Consider the following 18,980-nt stretch of genomic DNA (forward strand, 5'->3'; position numbering starts at 1 on the left):
GCTGCCGATATCGTTCATTTCGTCTTATTTACGGTTGACGGCATACTCGAAAGCTTTTTTGATCGCTTGGTAATCGGCTTCAGGCAGCGGCAATCTTGGCGGACGCGTAGGGCCAACCGGGAAATCGGCAAGCTCCATCATATATTTGATCGATTGGACAAGCTGCGGGATCGCGTCGTAGTGGAACAACGGCAGCAGGTGACGGTACAGCTCGGAAGCTTCCTTCACTTTGCCTTCTCGTGCCAAGTTGAACAGCTCGACGCCTTCCTTCGGCAACGCGTTCGGTACGCCGGAAATCCAGCCCGTTGCGCCGAACAGCGGTCCTTCCAATGCCAAATCGTCAACGCCGATCATCACTTCAAGATCCGTTTTGGCTAAAATATCGTGTACGCGGCGGATATCGCCGGAAAACTCTTTCACGGCGACGACGTTTTCGAATTTTGACAGCGTGGCGAGCAAGTCCGGCGTCAAATCGATTTTGTAATCGTGCGGATTGTTGTAAGCAATAATTGGCAGTCCCACCGTATTCAGCGCTTCGTAATGAGCGATGACTTCATGCTCTAGCGGCCTGTAATTGATTGGCGGCAGCGCCATAACGCCTGCGGCGCCCGATTCTTTCGCATGGCGAACCCAAGCGACCGCTTGCTGCGTCGATGGGGAGGCGGAACCGACAACAACCGGCACACGGCCTGCAGCTGCAGCGATAACCGTTTCGACTACTTTCGCGCGCTCTTCGTTCGACATCGTCGCATATTCTCCAAGGGAGCCTGTCGGAACTAGACCGTGCACGCCTTGCGTGATCAGCCAATCGCAAAGCTCGGTCAAACGTTTGTAATCTACCTCGTAAGATGCTGTAAAAGGTGTAACGATTGCCACATAAACGCCTTCAAATCGTGCCATTGAAAATTTCCCCTCTCAAAAGTTAGTGTTATCGTAAAACAAAACCATCGGACAGCGGATCGCTCGGGTCGACCACAAAATTCATCAGCCCCAGAATAAAGGCGTTCCCGGTCAACCGGGGAACGATCGCCTTGTAGCTGCCATACGTCAATTCCGCCATCACTTTGCATTGCGCTTGCGAGCCTGCAATCCCTTCGTATACGATTTCTTCGCCGAGTCGAAGTTCCCCGCGCCGCTTCAGCACCGCCATATGAGCGCATGCGCCCGCCCCGCCCGGCGACCGATCAAACTGCTCGCCGGCGAATACCGTCACATTGCGGTAATCTGAGCTGGGCTGAGACACGTCATCCACATCGCAAATGACGGTGCCATGAATACCTGCTATATCAGCTAGCTCCGGATGAACGACGGCAAGCTGCGATTCGACAGCCCGCTTTATCGCTCCGCCCCATGCCTGCAAATCCGGCAAGGCGCTTTCCGTAAGCTTGATGCCACCCAGCGCCTTTGCGTCGACGATGGCATAAAATGCGCCGCTGAAAGCGACATCCACCGTAAACTCAAGGCCATGCAGCGAAACCGGGACATCCAGCGCGTAGACGAAGCTCGGCACATTGTCGAACGAAACCGACTTCACTTCCGACCTATCGCAATCGGCGTAAGCCGTAATGCGTCCGGCCGGACAGTCGATGCGAATAGCTTGTGCGGCATAGTCCAACTGCAGCTGCCCGGTTTCGATCCACGCGGTGACGGCGGCGATAACGCCGTGTCCGCTAATGGGGGCAAGCCCTTCATTGTTCATGAACAATAAGCCGAAATGGGCGTCCTCGCTCGCGGGAGGTGTAACAATTGCGCCGGTCATGCCGTGGTGCCCGCGAGGCTCGGCCATCAGAACCCGGCGAACCGAATCGAAGCTTCGGCTAAAGCTGGCCGCTCTTGCTTGCTGCGTAGCGCCTTCCATTTGCGGCAATCCGCCGGTGACGATGCGGAGCGGCTCGCCTCCGGAATGCGTGTCGATTGCCGAGAACCATTTGTTGAATTCCATCGTTTCAAGCCTCCCAAGGTAAAGGTAACGTTGTCAGCGTCAGAGCAGGAAAAACCCGTTATTTAGCGCGTCCCTTTCCCGAAAGACGAACTGATGGAACCCGGTAACCCAAGCGGAGCCGGATATTTGCGGAACGACGGCCGACAAGCCGCCTACCTCGGTTTCCTCCACCACCTTCGCATGGAACATCGAACCGACGATGCTTTCGTGGACGAATTCCTCGTTCATCGTCAGCTCCCCTTTCGCGAAAAGGGTGGCAACTTTGGCCGAGGTGCCGGTGCCGCAGGGTGAACGGTCGATCCCACCCGGAGGCACGACAACAGCGTTACGGCAGTGCGCCAGCGGAGAAACCGGATCGCTGTAGAACTCTACATGCGTCAAGCCGCGGATCGCCGGAATTTCAGGATGCACGACTTCGACTTGGGCATTTACTGCGTCACGAATTTTGATCGCGAGACGGATAATGTCCGAAGCGCGGTTCGGCATCAACGGCAAATTCAGCGGACGAGCGTCGATCAAGCCGTAAAAATTGCCGCCATAGGCAATGTCGAGAGTTAACTCGCCTAAATCGTCAACTTGAACCGTTACGCCTTTCCGGTAAAGGAACGAAGGAATATTCGTAAACGTAACCAGCTTCACTTTGCCGTTCTCGATGTCCAGCTTCGCCTCTACGAGACCGGCCGGCGTATCGAGCCGCAGCACGTTTTTATCCTCCGGATACAATCCGCCTTCGATCAATGCGGTGCAAACACCTATCGTATCGTGTCCGCACATCGGCAAGTAACCGCCGGTTTCGATGAACACAACGCCGATATCGGCCGTCGGATCGCATGGATCGGTCAGGATGCAGCCGGACATGACCTCGTGCCCGCGCGGCTCGAACATTAAAGCCCGCCGGAAATCGTCGTGGTGCTCCGACATGTACACCATCTTTTCCGTCATCGTGTTGCCGAACAACGTTGGTGCGCCGCTCGTTACCGTTCGGGTAGGATTGCCGCCCGTATGCGTATCGATCGTCGTCACAATTTTGGAAAGCTTCATATGACTACCTCCTGATGGACGTGCCCGTTGCGGAAGCGATCGTATCGTAACGGCTCGGTAGGGATGCACGTCGACGTACCGCTCAGCATTTCGCTGATCACTTTGCCCGTGACGGCCGCCAGGCTGATCCCGTCGCCTTCATGACCCGCCGCCACGTACAACCCGGGAATTTCGTCGATCTGCGAAACAATCGGTAAATGATCCGGCGTCCAAGGGCGCAAGCCGGCATAGGCGCGCAGCATCGAAATATGCTCGATGACCGGGAAAAAGCGAATTGCCCGTTCGGCGATCAGCCGGATAACCTGCTGGTCGACGCGCGTATCCATGCCGACAAATTGGCGGCTGGAGCCAATCAGGAAATTTTGCGAAGCAGTCGGTTCGAACACAAGCGCGATTCCGTATTTCTCGAATTCCGGATCTACTTTTCGTTTGCCGCCGAACTTGCTGATCAAATAACCGAACTCCATCACTTTCCGCTGCCCGATATTAGCCGTTCGCGACGCCACGAGAATGTGGCCTTTGCGCGGCTCAATCGGTATATCGATGCCGACCATTTGCCCGAGCAGCTTCGACCAAACGCCTGCCGCGTTAATGACGGTGTTCGTCATAATCGTGCCATTTGAGGTTTCCACGCCCCGCACTTTGCGCTGCTCATCCAGCAAAATAGTCGTGACCGCCGTATTCGTCACAATGCGGGCGCCGAGCCTGCGCGCCGTAGACGCAAGCGAATACGTAAGCAATACCGGATTCACCGTCGAATCGGTGGCGCATTCCAAACCGCCAAGCAAATCGTCGGCCATATACGGCCACTCGTCGCGCAAATCTTGGCGATCGAGCATGCGGAACGGAAGTCCCGCTTCCTTCTGACGGGCGACCCATCGTTCCGCGGCAATCATCTCTTCATCGCTTTCGCAGACGAGAATGCTGCCCGGCGCCCGATATTCGAATTCCTCGTCGAGTTCATGCACCAATTCGGCGATCAGCTCCTGCGACTTCAAAGACATTTGACTGTCGAAGCCGGGATCTTTATCGATCGCCAAAATGTTGCCGTCACACTTCGACGAAGTCCCTCCGGCGACTTCTCCCCGTTCCACAACGACGACGTCCATCCCAAGCTTTGCCGCGTAATAAGCGATTGCCATCCCTATGATGCCTCCGCCAATAATGACAACTTCTGCCGAATCGGATTTCATCGCTTAGATCACTTCTTTCCCGTTAAGAGGTCGTTCAAAAAGTCCGATTTTGATCACGAAGTTTATCAGGGAGCCTTTTCGACATCGAATCTTGAATTCAGCCGGGACTTCCGGTTCTCACGTAGGTTTGCCTACGCTCCGATCCTCATTCCCTAGCTTCTTTCAACCTTCTCGGTGCTGAAAACCGGACTTTTCGAACCTGCACTTAAAGAACGATAAGTTCTTTGTTCGACTTCGTCAGCACTTCAATGCCCGTTTCGGTAACGACAATGTCGTCTTCGATTCGAACGCCGCCGAAACCCGGAATATAAATACCCGGTTCAACGGTGATAACCATACCCGGCTGCAAAATATCTTTGCTTTGCTGCGACAGCCGCGCCGGCTCGTGAATTTCGAGACCGAACGCATGTCCGAGCCCATGACCGAAATTTTCCCCGTAGCCGTAACCTGCGATAATATCTCTGGCCAGCGAATCGCCGTCTTTGCCCGACATGCCGGGCTTGAGCCCGGAGAGCGTAGCGCGGTTCGCTTCCAGCACGATGCTGTAAAGCTCTTTGTGCTTTTCTGTCGGCGTGCCGATAAAGACGGTACGCGTCAAGTCGGAGCAATATCCTTCATAGTTCGCGCCAAAGTCGAGCGTAACGAATTCATTTGCAGCCAACAGCTTGTCGCTTGCCAAGCCGTGCGGCAATGCCGACCGTTCGCCGGATGCTACGATCGAAGCATAAGCCGAAGAAGCTGCTCCATTTTTGCGCATAAAATATTCAAGCTCCGCGGAAACGTCTCGCTCGGAAACGCCCGGCTTCATAAAACCCAAAATATGTTCGAATGCCGCTTCGGTAATTTCAACGGCTTTACGGATATAGCCCAATTCCTTCTCGTCCTTGATCCCGCGCAGCTTTTCGACGATATTCTCGGTTGGAACGAGCTCGATGCCGGGAAACTGTTCTTGGTAGGCCGTATAAGCTCCAAATGTGACGCCGTTCTTCTCGAATCCGAGCTTTTTCACGCCAAGCGATTGCATAGCTTCTAAAATCGATTCGGTCGGCTTGATCGCATGTTGAACGATTTCGTACGCTTTTGCTTGCTCGGCCGCTTGCTTGGTATAGCGGAAATCGGTGAACAGCAGCGCTTTTTCCTTCGTAATAAGAACATATCCCGCCGTACCCGTGAACCCGGTTAAATACCTGCGGTTATAAGCGTTTGTAATAAATAAACCATCCAGTCCCGAACCATCAAGCTGCTCCCGAACACGTTTAAGACGTAAAGCTTCCAACGAAATCAGCCACCCTCTCTTGTGTTGAACTCAATTAAACAATATCGTCATGCGTTTCCTTTAAGTAAACATGATTAATTTTAATTCAACTTAGTTGAATTGTCAATTGATGTTTAACCGTTGTTTACCCCTTAATTCCCGTAAGCGTAATCCCCTCAATAAAATACCGCTGCGCGAAAAAAAACAATAACAGGATCGGAGCCACGATCGCCGCCGAAGCAGCCATCAAGTATCCCCACTGCGCATTGTACAAGCCTTTGAAGGTTGCAAGTCCCAGCGCAAGCGTAAATTTGTCATCGCTGTTCAAATAAATGATCGGTCCGAGAAAATCGTTCCACACATCGATAAAAGAGAAAATCACGACAACGATTAATGCCGGCTTGGCCAACGGTACGATGATTTTCCACAAAACGGTAAACGGCCTGGCGCCGTCCATATAAGCCGCTTCGTCCAACTCTTTCGGAATACTCATAAAAAATTGTCGCAGCAAGAAGATATTAAATGCGCCGCCGCCAAACCAAGCCGGAACGGTCAAAGGCAAAAACGAGTTTAATGCGCCGAGACTTTTCCATAACATAAACGTCGGAATTAGCGTAACCGCATATGGCAGCATCATCGAACCCAAGAGCAGGGCAAAGATGAAGTCTCTTCCCGGCCACTTCAACCGGGCAAAGCTATAAGCCGACATGATGCTTGTAATCAGCACGCCGCTAACGGCAAACAATTCAATCGTCATCGTATTTTTGAAATATAACGCGAATGGAACGGTCGTCAGCGCTTCGGAAAAATTGCTCCACATAAACGGCGCCGGAATCCATTGCGGCGGAAAAATGAATATTTGACCGTTCTCCATTAAAGAGCTGCGCATCAACCATAAAAACGGAAAAATCATGACGACGCTGCCTAAAATCAAAATCAAATATACGAGCATTCGGGCCGGTGATATCGCCATCATCTTCCCCCCTCTTCATAATGAACCCATCTCTTCGATGATTTGAATACGATCAGCGTCAAGGCCATAATGATGATGAACAACACCCAGGCCAACGCCGAGGCGTACCCGATTTTCGATTCCGTAAAGGCTTTTCGGTACAAGTAGTACACATAAAATAAAGTCGAGTTGTTCGGCCCGCCCTCCGTCATGACGTACGCCTGATTAAACGCTTGGAATGTACCGATCAGCGCCATGACCAAGTTGAAGAAAATCGTAGGCGTCATGCACGGAATCGTAATATGCCAAAACTTATGCCAGCGATTTCCGCCGTCAACCTCCACCGCCTCATACAAGTGAGCGGGAACCCCTTGCAAGCCGGCCAGAAAAATGAGAATCGTATTTCCTACACCCCAGGAGCTCATCATAATAAGCGACGGGATGGCCGTAGATTCGTTGTATACCCATTGCGAGGTTGGCAGCCCGACCGATTTCAGCATCGAGTTCAACAACCCGAAGTCCGGGTTGAAAATCCATAACCATAAGATCGTGTTGGCAATGCTCGGAACGATCGTCGGCAAATAAAAGATCGTCCTGAATATCGACAAGCCTTTCACCTTCTGGTTCAACAGCATCGCTACCGCAAAGGCGACGACCAGCCCTATCGGAACGCTGCCCAATGCATAATAGGTCGTGGCATACAACGCCTTCCGAAACAAGGGGTCTCCGGTAAAAATCGTCTTGTAGTTGTCCATACCCACCATCTGCCAGTCGTTCCCGATGCTCCAATCCGTAAGGCTGTAAAAAAACGAAGCGGCAACAGGATACAATGTAAAACATAGGAGCCCCAATATCGGCGGCAACGCGAAAATAATGCCCCATTTCCGTTCCATCCGGGAAATGCCCGATGATTTCGTGCGCATGCGTGATGTCCCCTTTCTATCTTGTTGTATGTTTAGTCGCTTAGTACTTACTCTAATTATTGCTTGAAGGGCTATCCGGAACAATCGAATGAGTCCACGGTTTCTTTGTTTTGGTACGATTTTTTTGCTCGTTTGGCCGACAAAAAAAAACATGAAGCCCCCCTTTTAGAAGGCTTCATGTTTCTACTTTATGCGTTTATTTACTTATCCGCGTATTTCCCCTGCAGCAACGGCTGGACTTCTTTCTCCAACCCGTCAAGCACTTCTTTCGCCGGTTTTTTGTTCGTCCAAATCATCTCTAGCGCCGGCGTAATTTTCGTGTTCATTTCCGGCCAGTTTTTCAGGCTGGACGTAGGCGCTTTAACCGAATATTTCAGCGCGTAATCCATCGCGGCCGTTTTCCATTCCGGCGGATGCACGTCATTTTTCGTCCACAAATCGATCGCAGTTGGATCGGTATAATATTTCGTTTCTACCGGCATCCACAATCCGATTTTATACAAATCGACTTGCTCCGGGTTGTTGTGGAACTTGTAAAATTCCATTGCTTCCTTCGGATGTTTCGTGTTCGCGAACACGACGCTCGCACCGGCAATATACGTCGTTTTGGGCTCTTTGAATTTCGGCAGAACACCGATGCCGTAGTTCAGCTTTGCTTTGGATATATCGAGCTGAGCCCATGTTCCGTCAATAACCATCGCGACTTTGCGGGTTTGCAGACGGACATAGTTATCCGGCATATTTTTTTGCTGGATCAAATCCGGTGCGACATGATACTTGAACAACAAATCTTGCAGCGCTTGGAATACCTCGACGGATTCCGGACTGTTCATCGTATATTTCATACCCGTTTCATCGGTAATTCCTGCGCCGTTGCTCGCCATGAGCGGTCCCCATGTGCCACGATCGGCGCCAAAAGAGAAACCGTATTGGTCGATGTTGTTGGGATCGAAACCCGGGTCGGCCGCCGTCTTGCCGTTTTTATCCTTCGTCAGCTTTTTTGCGACTTCCAGAAATTGATCCCAAGTCCATGCTTTTTCCGCTTCGGCCGGCGGCAGCTCGATGCCTGCTTCGGTGAACAAATCTTTGTTGAAATAAATAACCATGACTTCCGCTGCGGTCGCGTAACCGACAACTTTGCCCGGTTCGCTATAATAGAACGACATCGGCAGCCGGTTTTGCAGCTCCTCAGACTCCCCTACATAAGGAGTGAAGTCGAGCAATTTCCCTTCGGAGCCCCACTTCGATGCGAGCGAATCCGGCAAATAGGCGACGTCGGGAAGCTCATTGGATGCCATCAGCGTATTGATTTTTGTATTATAATCGCCAGGCACGTGTTCTGCGGATACTTGAATGTTCGGGTGCGAATCGTTAAAAGACTTGACCATGCCTTCAACCGCTTTTTTCTCTTCGTTGCTGCCCCAGAACATAAATTTCAATTTTACGGTTTCTTGCGGGTCGGTCGATTTTCCTGCGTCCGCCGACTCGGTGCTTGTTGCTCCGTTAGACTTGCTGCCTTTGTTGCCGCTGCAAGCCGCGAGCGTAAAGGTCAATACGAGCGTCATGACGATGATACACCATTTTTTCGTGTTCATGAAAATGCTCCCCTCTTATACGTTTGTAAGTACACTTTAATTATGCTAGGAAGCATTTCATCGAACAATTGAATCTGTCCACATGCTCTTTGTTTTGGTAAGATGATTTCTTCGTTCTAGAAAAATCGTTTTCGGTATTCGGTAGGCGTAATGCCGATATATTTTTTAAACGCCATGCTGAAATAGTTCGTGTCCGTGAAGCCTACCTTAGCGGCGACATCCAGTATTTTGAGCGATGAATCGGCGAGCAGTTCCTTGGCGCGGTCGAAGCGAACTTGCGTGGTAAAATCGGCGAACGTCTCGCTCGTCGCTTGCTTAAACCGGCTGCTGAGATATTTAGGGCTCATGTTCAAGTATTCAGCCAAGTTAACCAAGCTCAGATCCTCCGACAAATGCTCGCGGATCCACTCCTTCGCTTGTTCGATCATTCGGTGCGACGGAACTTCCTTCGACAAGCGAATAGCCCGTCCGACTTCGGTGAAATAACTTGTCAAAAAACGAATCAGTTCGTCGGTCGTACGGCAATTCGACATATCGACGAGCGGATTGGCGTGCAGCAACGGTTTGTTTTTCAAATCGACTTCCTTGAACAGACGAATGACGAACATCACGAGTTGGGATGCGACCAGCTTCACATCGCTCCAAGCCATCGACCGCAAATTTTCCGACCATTCCCGTAAGATGTTAATGACGTTCGCTTCGTTGCCGGCGCGCATTTCGCTCAGCATATACAGTTCTTTATCGAGCAGCCGGTTGTTCTGCGTCATCGTCACGGCCGTTGACGAATAAGGAATAATTTGGCCGCCGCCGACGATAGCCTTATATTCCATAGCACGTATCGCCTCATGATACGCATCGGATATATGCTCTAGGCCTTGGATCGGATTGCTGATGCCAATGCTGATCGATAGCTTCAAATATTGCGAAATCACGGATCGCAGCCGGATGGCGATATCAAGCAGAACGCTTTGCTCCGTGACGTTGCCAATCAATAATACGACCCTGCTGGGCGTTTCGCCGAGCGTATAAACTTGCTCATACGATTCCACCGCCTCTTCCGCAAGCTTGCGATAGGCATATTGATTCAACTGACGGTCACAGACCGAATACCCTTCGCTCAACGAAGCAAAATCATCAATGTCGCTGCACAGCACGGCGTAATGACCGGAAAGATCGAGATGGATGCCGCTGGATGCCAGCAGGTCGAGACTTTCCGCAAGCGGACGTCGCTGCTGCACAAGATCGACCAGCCATTGTTCATGGGCGGCCTTGCTGTAATTGTGCACCTGCCGCTGCAATTGATCCACGTGCTGATTGCGATCCTCCCTTTTTTTCACCCGTTCATTCGCTTTGTTCAACGCTTTTTGCAACTCTTCGCGAACGACCGGCTTCAGCAAATAATCGGAAGCCTGCAATGCAATCGCTTCTTTCACCCATTGAAATTCGTCGTACCCGGTTAAAAAAATGATTTGTGCTTCCTCGTTGACGTTGCGAATCGATCTGGCCAATTCGATCCCGTTCATCTCCGGAATATTAATGTCAAGCAGCAAAATTTCCGGCTGTAATAACTGATACATAGCCCATGCCGCAGCGCCGTCCTCTGCTTCGCCCACTACTTCAATGGCCAACTCTTTCCACAAATCCGATTTTTTCAAACCTTCCCGAATATAATATTCGTCATCGACAATCATCGCCTTCATCATTGGTTTCGTGCCCCCCGGAAGAGATTTAAGCCGTATTTTCGATCATCTGTCCGTTGCTGTCAAGAAGCGGAATCGTAATGGAAACGGTTGTATACTTTCCCGCTTCACTCTTTATTTCAAGGCCATACCCTACGCCGAAACGCAAGAAAATGCGGTCATGCACATTTTTTAAACCGTAAATTTCTCCCTGTTCGTTCAGGGACAACGCATCGACGATTTTCTGCAACCGTTCCTCCGATATTCCTGGCCCGTCATCGCTAACGCTGAACTTGATTGCTTGTTCGGACAATTCGCCGGAGAGCATAATCATGCCCGGGCTCGTCCGCCCTTTTAAGCCGTGATAGATCGCATTTTCTACAAGCGGCTGCAATAGAAGCTTAGGCACCCTATATTGAGCGATTTTCTCATCCACTTCGCAAATCCAATCGAATTTATCTTTGAAACGGAACTGCTGCACCTTCACATAGGAGGAAACGTGCTCAACTTCATCGGCCACCGTAATCAAATCGTTTCCCCGGCTCAACGTAATGCGGAAAAACTTGCCCAACGCGCCGATAACCTCGCTCATTTCCGGCTGATTGTTGGAAACGGCGAAGCCGTTCAACGATTCCAGCGTGTTGTATAAAAAGTGCGGATTGATTTGCGCTTGCAGCACTTGAATTTCCGCTTCTTTACGTTTGAGCAGCGCGTCGTAAACTTGATCGTTCAGTTCGCGGTTTTCCTCCATCATCCGTAAAAACTTCTCGCCGATTTGACTGACCTCGTCATTTGCCTTAAATTGATAAGTTGGCAACGATTGCACGTATGGATTGAGAACCATCATCGAACGCAGCTTGCTGAGCGGGAGCCTGATCGAATTGCCGAACAACAATGCGAACATCCAGCCGATAATAAGCACAAACAAAAACGTTTGAATCGTAAAGGCGCCGATCTTGTTTGCATCCTCAAGCAGTTTCGAACCCTCGATCATCGTAATCATGCTCCAGCCGGTTCGTTCATTGTCGACCGATGCGCCGAAATACTTTTTGCCGTCCCATAATACTTGCTGCTTGGATAAAGACGCCGTGAGCTTTTGATTGCGAATCTTATACACGACTTCTTGCTCCCGAATCGGTTCATCCGTCTGGGGCATATGATACAACAATTCGCCTCGGTCGCCCCATACGAATAATTGCGATTGCTCAGTCGGGTTTAAAAATTGCAATCCTTTAAAGAAGGCATCCTTATCTATTTCCAACATAATAAATCCGAGATCGTCGTAATTGCCTCCGGTTTTTTTGAGCAGCTTGCCGACAACCATCCGCTGAGAATTAACGATTTCATTGTCATTGCCGAAAGGATCCTTGTTAATCCACAAGGTCGTATTGTTGACCGACAGTTCCTTATAATAATTGTTCGCTTTCTCGGGACTCATGATGTTTCGGGAGCCAAATGTAATCGAGTCGGTTCCACGGTAAAAATGTTTTTTATCGCTGCCGTTTTTTGCATAAATTAAATACGAAGTGATAAACGGTTTCGATTGCGTATAAACGTTCATCATTTTGGAAATTTTATCAACGTTCCGAAGATAAGCGTAATCGTCCATTTCTTTGTCGGCCAAAATGGCTTGCAGCTCTTGGTTGCCCAAAATAACGTTCATTAGATCATTGACGTCCTTAATGACTTGATCCATATAGAGATTCGCCATATTCAATGAAGATAAGGCATGGTCTTTAGCGTTTGAGCCGAATTTATCTGCCGTGATATTGTAAAATATTGTGCTTAATATGATCATCGGAATGACGACAAGCGTGGTCGTTAACCAAAAAAACTTGCCGCGGATCGTGCTGATACTAATATATTCCCTAAACTTGCGGATCACAAAAAGCACCTCCGGAACGTGTTAGCAGCTCTTCTTGTGATCTAGCATATCACGAACTTGAACGAACTAGGGTCATCCATATGATGGTAGAGAAATGCCCCAGAAGATGGATAGACCATCCGCTGGGGAATGAATGCGAGCTGGTTAAACGTGGTGCTCATGCAGCCAAACGAGCATTTCGCCCGGCTCCCGGTTTGCCCATGCATAATACGGGATTGCCTTTACACGAACATGTTTACGGGCATAAGGAAAGGTTGCGTATAAACTATCCTCGTCGTAAGAGGCTTCATCGGTGCGCCATGCACCGCCATTCAGAACAACAACGCCTTCGAGGAGCACCTCCTCGTAACTCTGCGTAAATTCGGTAGAGTCCGAAACGCGAATGTCGCGCAAGTTGTCGCCGTTATCCGCTTCTTCCAGGCAAAATACGATCGGGCCGCGCTGCAATGCCAGCTTGCCTACATTTTCGCGCACCTTTGGATTGGAACGCACCTTCTCCACCGCCATCGGCAATACGAGCTCAATCCGGTCGCCGCTCCCCCATACGCGTTTTACTTTGGCATACCCTTTGTGCGTGTTTGAGGCTAATTCGACAGCTTCGCCGTTGACCTTCAGTGTTGCGCCCTTGCACCATCCCGGCAAACGAAGGGCGATCGTAAATTCGGCCGGTTGCTCCGCATAGACCGTAAAAGCGATATTTCCATCCCATGGATAGTTGGATTGCTGAGTCAATTCAACCTGTTGTCCGCCGATTGATTGATGTGCTTTGCCGCCGATGTACAAATGGACGAACCATTCCTGTTCACGTTCGTTATACGAATAAATGTATTGTCCGAGAGACGCGATCAAGCGGGCGATGTTCGGCGGGCAGCAAGCACAGCCGAACCAGGCTTGCCGAGTTCTGGCCACCGACCGCAAATCTTCGCGAATATCGCAAGCGGATGGCCATACTTCCAGCGGGTTAACGTAAAAATAGCTTTTTCCGTCCAGCGATATGCCGCTCAATATTCCGTTGTACAGCACGCGCTCCATCACATCCGCGTATTCCCGATCCGCTTCGATTTGCAGCATACGGCTTGCCCAGAACATGAGACTGATCGATGCGCACGTTTCCGTATATGCCCGGTCGTTCGGCAAATCGTAATCAATGGTGAACGATTCCCAATATTCGTTGGAACCGACGCCGCCGGTAATGTACATTCTTTTACGGGTCACATTTTTCCAAAGCTCTTTGCATACGTCCAGCAGCTCGCGGTCGTTGTATTCCGCGGCGAGATCGGTCGCCCCGCTGAATAAATACAACGCACGGACGGAATGGCCTTCGGCCGTCTTCTGCTCTCGCACCGGCAAGTGCGCTTGAAAATAGTCCGCTTTCCTTCTGGCTACCCGATGCTCCGTCCGTCCGGATTCCTCGATATCGAAAAAGTGCGGCTCTTGGCCGCGTTCCTCGACAAAATAACGGCTCAGCTCCAAGTAGTTGTTATTGCCGGTTACATGGTACAGCCTGACGAGCGCAAGCTCGATTTCCGGATGCCCGTCATAACCGCGGATTTGCCCAGGCTTCGTTCCGAACACATCCACCATATGGTCGGCGTAACGGCTCATGATGTCGATGATTTTCCGTTTACCCGTAGCTTCATAATAAGCGACTGCTGCTTCGATCAGGTGCCCTGCGCAATACAGCTCATGATCATCACGCAGATTTGTCCACTTTTTCCCCGGTTTCGCTACCGTAAAATACGTATTCAAATAGCCGTCATCCTGCTGTGCCCGCTCCAGCAAATCGATCACGCCGTCGGCAATCGACTCGAGCTTCTCGTCGCGTTTGACGGACAAGGCATATCCGACGGCTTCCAGCCATTTGGCCAGATCACTGTCCTGGAACACCTGCCCGTAATAATCGGCCTTCAGCTCGCCGGACGCGATACGGAAATTTTCTACGGTGTGGCTCGGCTCGGCGCCGGGAATCGCGTCGTTCATTGCTTCCCATTGGTAAGGAATGACCGTTTCACGGACGAGCTTTTGCCGTTTGGCCCAAAAAGAATCGTCGATCGTTACATTTTTTATAGGTATTTCATTCATTACTTTCGTCATCTTAGGGTCCTCCTTTAGTAAAATCGCTTGGATTGTCTATTATGATAGCATCGCCTTATCTGCTTTGTCGGTAGTCCAATAACAACATTAGGTGGACAAAACTGACTTTACCGATTACTGTTGACTCGAATGATGATTATAGAGGATAAGGAGGGACATACAACATGCAATTGTTGAAAACAAACATTACCGTGCCGCTTGAATTCGTCTCGGCGGGGCAATTCATGACTGATGTGCCGTGGACGCATTCGCAACGGACGATCGACAGCTTTGAACTGATCATTGGCGTGAAAGGAACGTTGTACATGCAGCAGGAAGAAGAGAAATTCGAAGTTCGTCCCGGCGATGTTCTTCTGCTGCTCCCGAACCGCATTCATCAAGGATTTGCCGCAAGCGGCAAAGACAGCTCGTTTTATTGGCTCCACTTTTTATGCCCGGACGTTTTCCAACTTACCGACGATCAAGGAGTCCGCGAAGAAGTGCATATGCTGCAAACCAATCCGGAATCGCACCGGATCAACACGGCCATCTATATCCCTTTATTCTCAACGCCATCGGGCATCGAAAGGTTGAATATTCTATTTCATCAGTTGCTTCACATCGCGTCTTCGGATTATTCGACCCGTTTAGCAGCCGGATATATGGCAACGTCGCTACTTCTCGAGTTATCGGAACAGACGATATCAGGCCTCCGTACGACCATAGAGCAGACGCCTTCGGACAATAACTTGGCGAACATTCTGGAATGGGTGCGCATCCATGCCATAGAACCGATCGGCGTATCGGCGCTTGCAGACAGGTTTAATTACAACAAAGATTATTTGTCGAGGTTTTTCAAACGGAAAACGGGGATGAATTTACAGGAGTACATCCACGCCTTAAAGCTGTCCATTGCGAAGGATTTACTTGCGCATACTCGCCAAAGCGTTAAAGAAATCGCCTATGCGGTAGGCATCGGAGATGAGAAGTATTTTATGCGTCTTTTCAAGAAATACGAAAAAATAACGCCCACGGAATTCCGCAAGGCGTATTATATGACACATATGAACAAACAGTAGGGAGTGCTTACGCAGACTAAGCCTATCACTAGCTAACTTGCTTATCCGGTCTTAACCTCTTCGAAAATCTCAAAAATAGAAAACCGGCGCGAACGGCAACATCAATGGCAATCGATAACCAGACGCCGGCAATTCCCATGCCTAAAGCAACGGACAGAACGTATACGCCGACAACCCGAATCAACCACATGCCTACGGCAGTACTGTACATCGGACTTTTCGTATCTCCCGCACCTTGCAAAGCCCCGGCCAGAACTAATCCGATAGCCAGAAAAGGCATGGCGAATGCATCAATTCGCAATGCGGTCGTCACCATCTCGATGACCTCATTCCGATCGGTAAACCAAGCAGCTGCGAATGGTGAAAATACAAATAACAAAATCCCTACGAACGACATAAAAGCAACTGCAATTCCCGTTGTCAGCATTCCAAAGCGGTATGCGTCTTCCCGTCGATTCGCCCCTAAATATTGCCCGACTAAAGCCGTTGCGGCGATAGCCAATCCATAACCCGGCATGTAGGAAAATATCTCAATGTTGCCAGCAATCGTATGAGCGGCATAAACATCGGTGCCAAGTCGAACGATCAAGCCAAAGTATAACACTTGACCAAATCGCATGATTAATCTTTCTATTGCGGCTGGGATCGAAAGCTGCAACAAAGGGAGCGAAACCCCGACCGCTCCTCTCTTTCGGAATGAAAACGAGAGCTTCGACCTTCGAATGCAAACGTAAAGAGCAATCGTTCCGATCGCTCTCGCAATGACGGTAGCCCATGCTGCTCCGGCGATGCCAAAGCCAGGAGAAACAGACAATCCGAAAATAAGTATATAGTCCAATGCAATGTGAATGACATTAATCCACATGCCTACTTTCATCGGCGTTTTCGTATCTCCCGCCGCCCGAAGTATGCTGCCGAAGACCATCATTAAGGAAATGAATATGGAAGGAACCGCAACAATGCGAAAATAAACGACCCCATCGGCCAACACCTTTGGTTCTGCTCCCATCAGCCGCAACAACGGCTCGGCAAAGAAAAAGGTAACGACTCCGAATAAAATTCCTAATGTACCCGAAATCCAGGTCGATAGTTTGGCAATAGCCTTCGCCTTATCCAAATCGCCGGCTCCGACGCTTATAGCAATCAAGGCCGATGTTCCGGTGCCCATAGCCATAAAAATAGCAAGATAAATCGCTATAATCGCATTTGTGACGCCGACGGCGGTAACCTCCGCAAGACCGAGCTTAGAAACAAACAAAGTATCCACGAAACCGACAACTGTCTGCAAAATATTTTCGATCATGGCCGGTACGGCTAATGCAAGAATGATTTTTATTTTTTGTTTATCGGTGGTTTTCCCTTCAGTCAGTAAAGACAGGATGTCCACTTCCTCAACGAATATAATTGTCCAGAGCTTTATTAAGATCCGCGATAACCTGATCCTGATTTCCGTGGTGTACGGCGTCTACGACGCAACTTTCCAGGTGGTCTTTAAGAAGCAGCTTGGCTGCGTTATCCAGCGCTTTTTGCACGGCGGCGATTTGTAATAATACTTCGGAACAATCTCGTCCTTTGGCTGTCATTTCTTTCACCGATCGTAGATGTCCTTCAATTCGGGCCAATCGATTAACAATTTGTTTTCTATGCTTGTGATTATGATCATGAGAATGCTGATCGCTCATCGTTCTCCACCTCGTTTTTGTACTTTTCGAATATCATACAACCCCCCAGGGGGGTTATTTTTGATTTTCTTAATCATATCCCCCCGGAGGGGTTATGTAAAGGCAATAATCATGAAACGACAAAAATAGCCACACTTCCCTAACCTATCGGTCGTGGAAATGCGGCTAATCGTTAAGATTCCCTTGTAGATCACGCCGCCTGCTTAAGCAATATTTCGCGTAATTGCTTGCCCGACAACGTTTCTTCACTCACCAATATATCCAAAAGTCCACGGAAGGTTTCCAATTTGCTGCCCAGCAGTTCACGCGTCTTACCGGTCAGCTCATTCAGAATTTTCTCGTTTTCCCGCGACCATTGCTCTTGGGTCAACGCTTGCGGATGAATGATTCCAAGATCGGACATCCCGGATTCGATTAAGGTTCTCACAATACTCGTCGCTTGTTCAAAATCCCCGCGTGAGCCAGTGCTTCGCCCACCATAGTTTAACTCCTCCGCAACGGCACCGCCAAGCGCGATCATAATTTGCTCCTCAAGCACCGTCTGAGTGTACAAATAACGATCTTGCTGCGGATGATGGCGGACGTACCCAAGCGCCTGACCGCGCGGTGTCAAAGATACTTGCGCCACGCTCCCGGGACGCACATGCTCTGCGACGATGGCGTGACCGAGCTCATGGATGGCCACTCTCTCGCGTTCTTCGCGAGTCGTTTCTCGATCCATTCGCTCTCCCATCATCACCTTATCGATAGCCTGCGTCAGATGAGCGGTTTGCACTTTCTCCGATTGTTCGCGCATCGCATAGATCGCCGCTTCGTTCATGACGCTTTCCAATTGCGCACCGGAAAATCCGAAGGTTTCCTCCGCTACCTTGCCAAGAGATACCCCTTCATCGATCGGTTTATTTCGCGCATGCAGCCTAAGGATATGCTCTCTTCCCGATTTATCCGGAAGATCGACCTGAATTTGCCTGTCGAACCGACCCGGACGAAGCAACGCAGGGTCAAGCAACTCTTTACGGTTGGTCGCGGCGATCAGGAGCACCCGAACGCTCTCGTCCCCTTGCACGCCGTCCATTTCCGTCAACAGCTGGTTGAGCGTTTGATCATATTCCCTATGCTGTCCGCCGTCTCTCTTGCCGCCAATCCCGTCGATTTCATCGATGAACACGATCGCGCTATCCCGTTTAAGCTTTACTGCCTGCTGGCGAGCTTCCTTGAACAGGTCGCGGATTCTGCCAGCACCGACACCGACATACATTTCTACGAACTCGCTGCCTGAAGCCGCGATGAAAGCGGAATGCGTATGATGGGCCGCCGCTTTGGCAAGCAAAGTTTTACCGGTCCCCGGAGGGCCTGTAAGTAGGATGCCCTTAAGCGGACGAATTCCCAGCTTCAAAATTTTATCGCGGTGCACGAGAAAATCCAATGCTTCCGTTAATTCGCGTTTCGGTTGATCCTGTCCGCCGATATCCTCGAAGGTTAAATACGCTGGCTTCCTTGCAGCCGCCTTTTTTCCGGCCGTGCCCATCGCAAGTCCCCCTCTTTGACGTGCGAATAGGAACAGCGCGCCGAACATCAATAACCCCATAACCATGAATGCCGGCGGAAAACCGACGTACAACAAAAATATAAACAATACGATGGCCGCGCCAATCGCTATTTCTTTACCGAATGAACTTAT

15 protein-coding genes are annotated in these 18,980 nt (G+C 50.1%); 1 reads left to right on the forward strand and 14 read right to left on the reverse strand.

What is annotated here, in order from left to right:
• Nucleotides 1-24: 24 nt before the first annotated feature.
• From K7P76_RS04815 to K7P76_RS04865, 11 genes are all read right to left on the reverse strand, one after another.
• Nucleotides 25-900 carry a dihydrodipicolinate synthase family protein gene (locus tag K7P76_RS04815; protein ID WP_232183845.1) on the reverse strand — a complete coding sequence of 292 codons (876 nt, stop codon included), beginning with the start codon at nt 898-900 and terminating at the stop codon, nt 25-27.
• Nucleotides 901-928: 28 nt separating this feature from the next.
• Nucleotides 929-1,942, reverse strand: a complete 1,014-nt coding sequence (locus K7P76_RS04820; RefSeq protein ID WP_232183846.1) for a proline racemase family protein — start codon at nt 1,940-1,942, stop codon at nt 929-931.
• Nucleotides 1,943-1,981: 39 nt separating this feature from the next.
• Nucleotides 1,982-2,983 carry a 4-hydroxyproline epimerase gene (locus K7P76_RS04825; RefSeq protein WP_232183855.1) on the reverse strand — a complete coding sequence of 334 codons (1,002 nt, stop codon included), beginning with the start codon at nt 2,981-2,983 and terminating at the stop codon, nt 1,982-1,984.
• Nucleotides 2,980-4,176: an NAD(P)/FAD-dependent oxidoreductase gene (locus K7P76_RS04830; protein ID WP_232183857.1), complete on the reverse strand. Its 1,197-nt coding sequence runs from the start codon at nt 4,174-4,176 to the stop codon at nt 2,980-2,982. Before K7P76_RS04830 ends, K7P76_RS04825 begins: the two co-directional genes overlap by 4 nt.
• A gap of 205 nt (nt 4,177-4,381) precedes the next feature.
• On the reverse strand, nt 4,382-5,452 hold the full coding sequence (locus K7P76_RS04835) for a M24 family metallopeptidase (protein ID WP_232183865.1): 1,071 nt from the start codon (nt 5,450-5,452) through the stop codon (nt 4,382-4,384).
• 124 nt (nt 5,453-5,576) lie between these two features.
• Entirely contained in the window at nt 5,577-6,407 is an 831-nt protein-coding gene (locus tag K7P76_RS04840) for a carbohydrate ABC transporter permease (RefSeq protein ID WP_232183867.1), read from the reverse strand.
• Nucleotides 6,404-7,306 carry a carbohydrate ABC transporter permease gene (locus tag K7P76_RS04845; protein ID WP_232183876.1) on the reverse strand — a complete coding sequence of 301 codons (903 nt, stop codon included), beginning with the start codon at nt 7,304-7,306 and terminating at the stop codon, nt 6,404-6,406. Before K7P76_RS04845 ends, K7P76_RS04840 begins: the two co-directional genes overlap by 4 nt.
• A gap of 200 nt (nt 7,307-7,506) precedes the next feature.
• Nucleotides 7,507-8,901 (reverse strand): ABC transporter substrate-binding protein, encoded by a 1,395-nt coding sequence (locus K7P76_RS04850; protein ID WP_232183884.1) that lies wholly within the window; start codon nt 8,899-8,901, stop codon nt 7,507-7,509.
• Between the two features lie 116 nt (nt 8,902-9,017).
• Nucleotides 9,018-10,604 carry a helix-turn-helix domain-containing protein gene (locus K7P76_RS04855; protein WP_232183886.1) on the reverse strand — a complete coding sequence of 529 codons (1,587 nt, stop codon included), beginning with the start codon at nt 10,602-10,604 and terminating at the stop codon, nt 9,018-9,020.
• Nucleotides 10,605-10,629: 25 nt separating this feature from the next.
• Nucleotides 10,630-12,465, reverse strand: a complete 1,836-nt coding sequence (locus tag K7P76_RS33395) for a cache domain-containing sensor histidine kinase (RefSeq protein WP_232183899.1) — start codon at nt 12,463-12,465, stop codon at nt 10,630-10,632.
• A gap of 144 nt (nt 12,466-12,609) precedes the next feature.
• Nucleotides 12,610-14,559 (reverse strand): glycoside hydrolase family 127 protein, encoded by a 1,950-nt coding sequence (locus tag K7P76_RS04865; RefSeq protein ID WP_232183914.1) that lies wholly within the window; start codon nt 14,557-14,559, stop codon nt 12,610-12,612.
• A gap of 164 nt (nt 14,560-14,723) precedes the next feature.
• On the opposite strand from K7P76_RS04865, the gene K7P76_RS04870 reads away from it, so the two are divergent.
• Nucleotides 14,724-15,617 carry a helix-turn-helix domain-containing protein gene (locus K7P76_RS04870; RefSeq protein WP_232183916.1) on the forward strand — a complete coding sequence of 298 codons (894 nt, stop codon included), beginning with the start codon at nt 14,724-14,726 and terminating at the stop codon, nt 15,615-15,617.
• A 28-nt stretch (nt 15,618-15,645) separates the two neighbouring features.
• Here K7P76_RS04870 and K7P76_RS04875 read toward each other — a convergent pair whose 3' ends face one another.
• The 3 genes from K7P76_RS04875 to K7P76_RS04885 all read right to left on the reverse strand — a co-directional run bounded on the left by K7P76_RS04875 (nt 15,646) and on the right by K7P76_RS04885 (nt 18,980).
• The gene (locus tag K7P76_RS04875) at nt 15,646-17,004 is read right to left on the reverse strand and encodes an MATE family efflux transporter (protein ID WP_232183918.1); all 1,359 of its coding nucleotides are present in this window, start codon (nt 17,002-17,004) and stop codon (nt 15,646-15,648) included.
• Between the two features lie 4 nt (nt 17,005-17,008).
• Entirely contained in the window at nt 17,009-17,299 is a 291-nt protein-coding gene (locus K7P76_RS04880) for a metal-sensing transcriptional repressor (protein ID WP_232183927.1), read from the reverse strand.
• A gap of 190 nt (nt 17,300-17,489) precedes the next feature.
• Nucleotides 17,490-18,980 carry an AAA family ATPase gene (locus K7P76_RS04885; protein ID WP_373692339.1) on the reverse strand — a complete coding sequence of 497 codons (1,491 nt, stop codon included), beginning with the start codon at nt 18,978-18,980 and terminating at the stop codon, nt 17,490-17,492.

The organism is Cohnella silvisoli (assembly GCF_021190915.1).
GTDB lineage: Bacteria > Bacillota > Bacilli > Paenibacillales > Paenibacillaceae > Cohnella > Cohnella silvisoli.

Coding starts and splice junctions, on each gene's coding strand:
- K7P76_RS04880 (WP_232183927.1), bottom strand. CDS start 17,299: ATGAGCGATCAGCATTCTCATGATCATAATCACAAGCATAGAAAACAA.
- K7P76_RS04865 (WP_232183914.1), bottom strand. CDS start 14,559: ATGACGAAAGTAATGAATGAAATACCTATAAAAAATGTAACGATCGAC.
- K7P76_RS04840 (WP_232183867.1), bottom strand. CDS start 6,407: ATGATGGCGATATCACCGGCCCGAATGCTCGTATATTTGATTTTGATT.
- K7P76_RS04870 (WP_232183916.1), top strand. CDS start 14,724: ATGCAATTGTTGAAAACAAACATTACCGTGCCGCTTGAATTCGTCTCG.
- K7P76_RS04850 (WP_232183884.1), bottom strand. CDS start 8,901: ATGAACACGAAAAAATGGTGTATCATCGTCATGACGCTCGTATTGACC.
- K7P76_RS04855 (WP_232183886.1), bottom strand. CDS start 10,604: ATGATGAAGGCGATGATTGTCGATGACGAATATTATATTCGGGAAGGT.
- K7P76_RS04825 (WP_232183855.1), bottom strand. CDS start 2,983: ATGAAGCTTTCCAAAATTGTGACGACGATCGATACGCATACGGGCGGC.
- K7P76_RS04820 (WP_232183846.1), bottom strand. CDS start 1,942: ATGGAATTCAACAAATGGTTCTCGGCAATCGACACGCATTCCGGAGGC.
- K7P76_RS04845 (WP_232183876.1), bottom strand. CDS start 7,306: ATGCGCACGAAATCATCGGGCATTTCCCGGATGGAACGGAAATGGGGC.
- K7P76_RS04830 (WP_232183857.1), bottom strand. CDS start 4,176: ATGAAATCCGATTCGGCAGAAGTTGTCATTATTGGCGGAGGCATCATA.
- K7P76_RS04815 (WP_232183845.1), bottom strand. CDS start 900: ATGGCACGATTTGAAGGCGTTTATGTGGCAATCGTTACACCTTTTACA.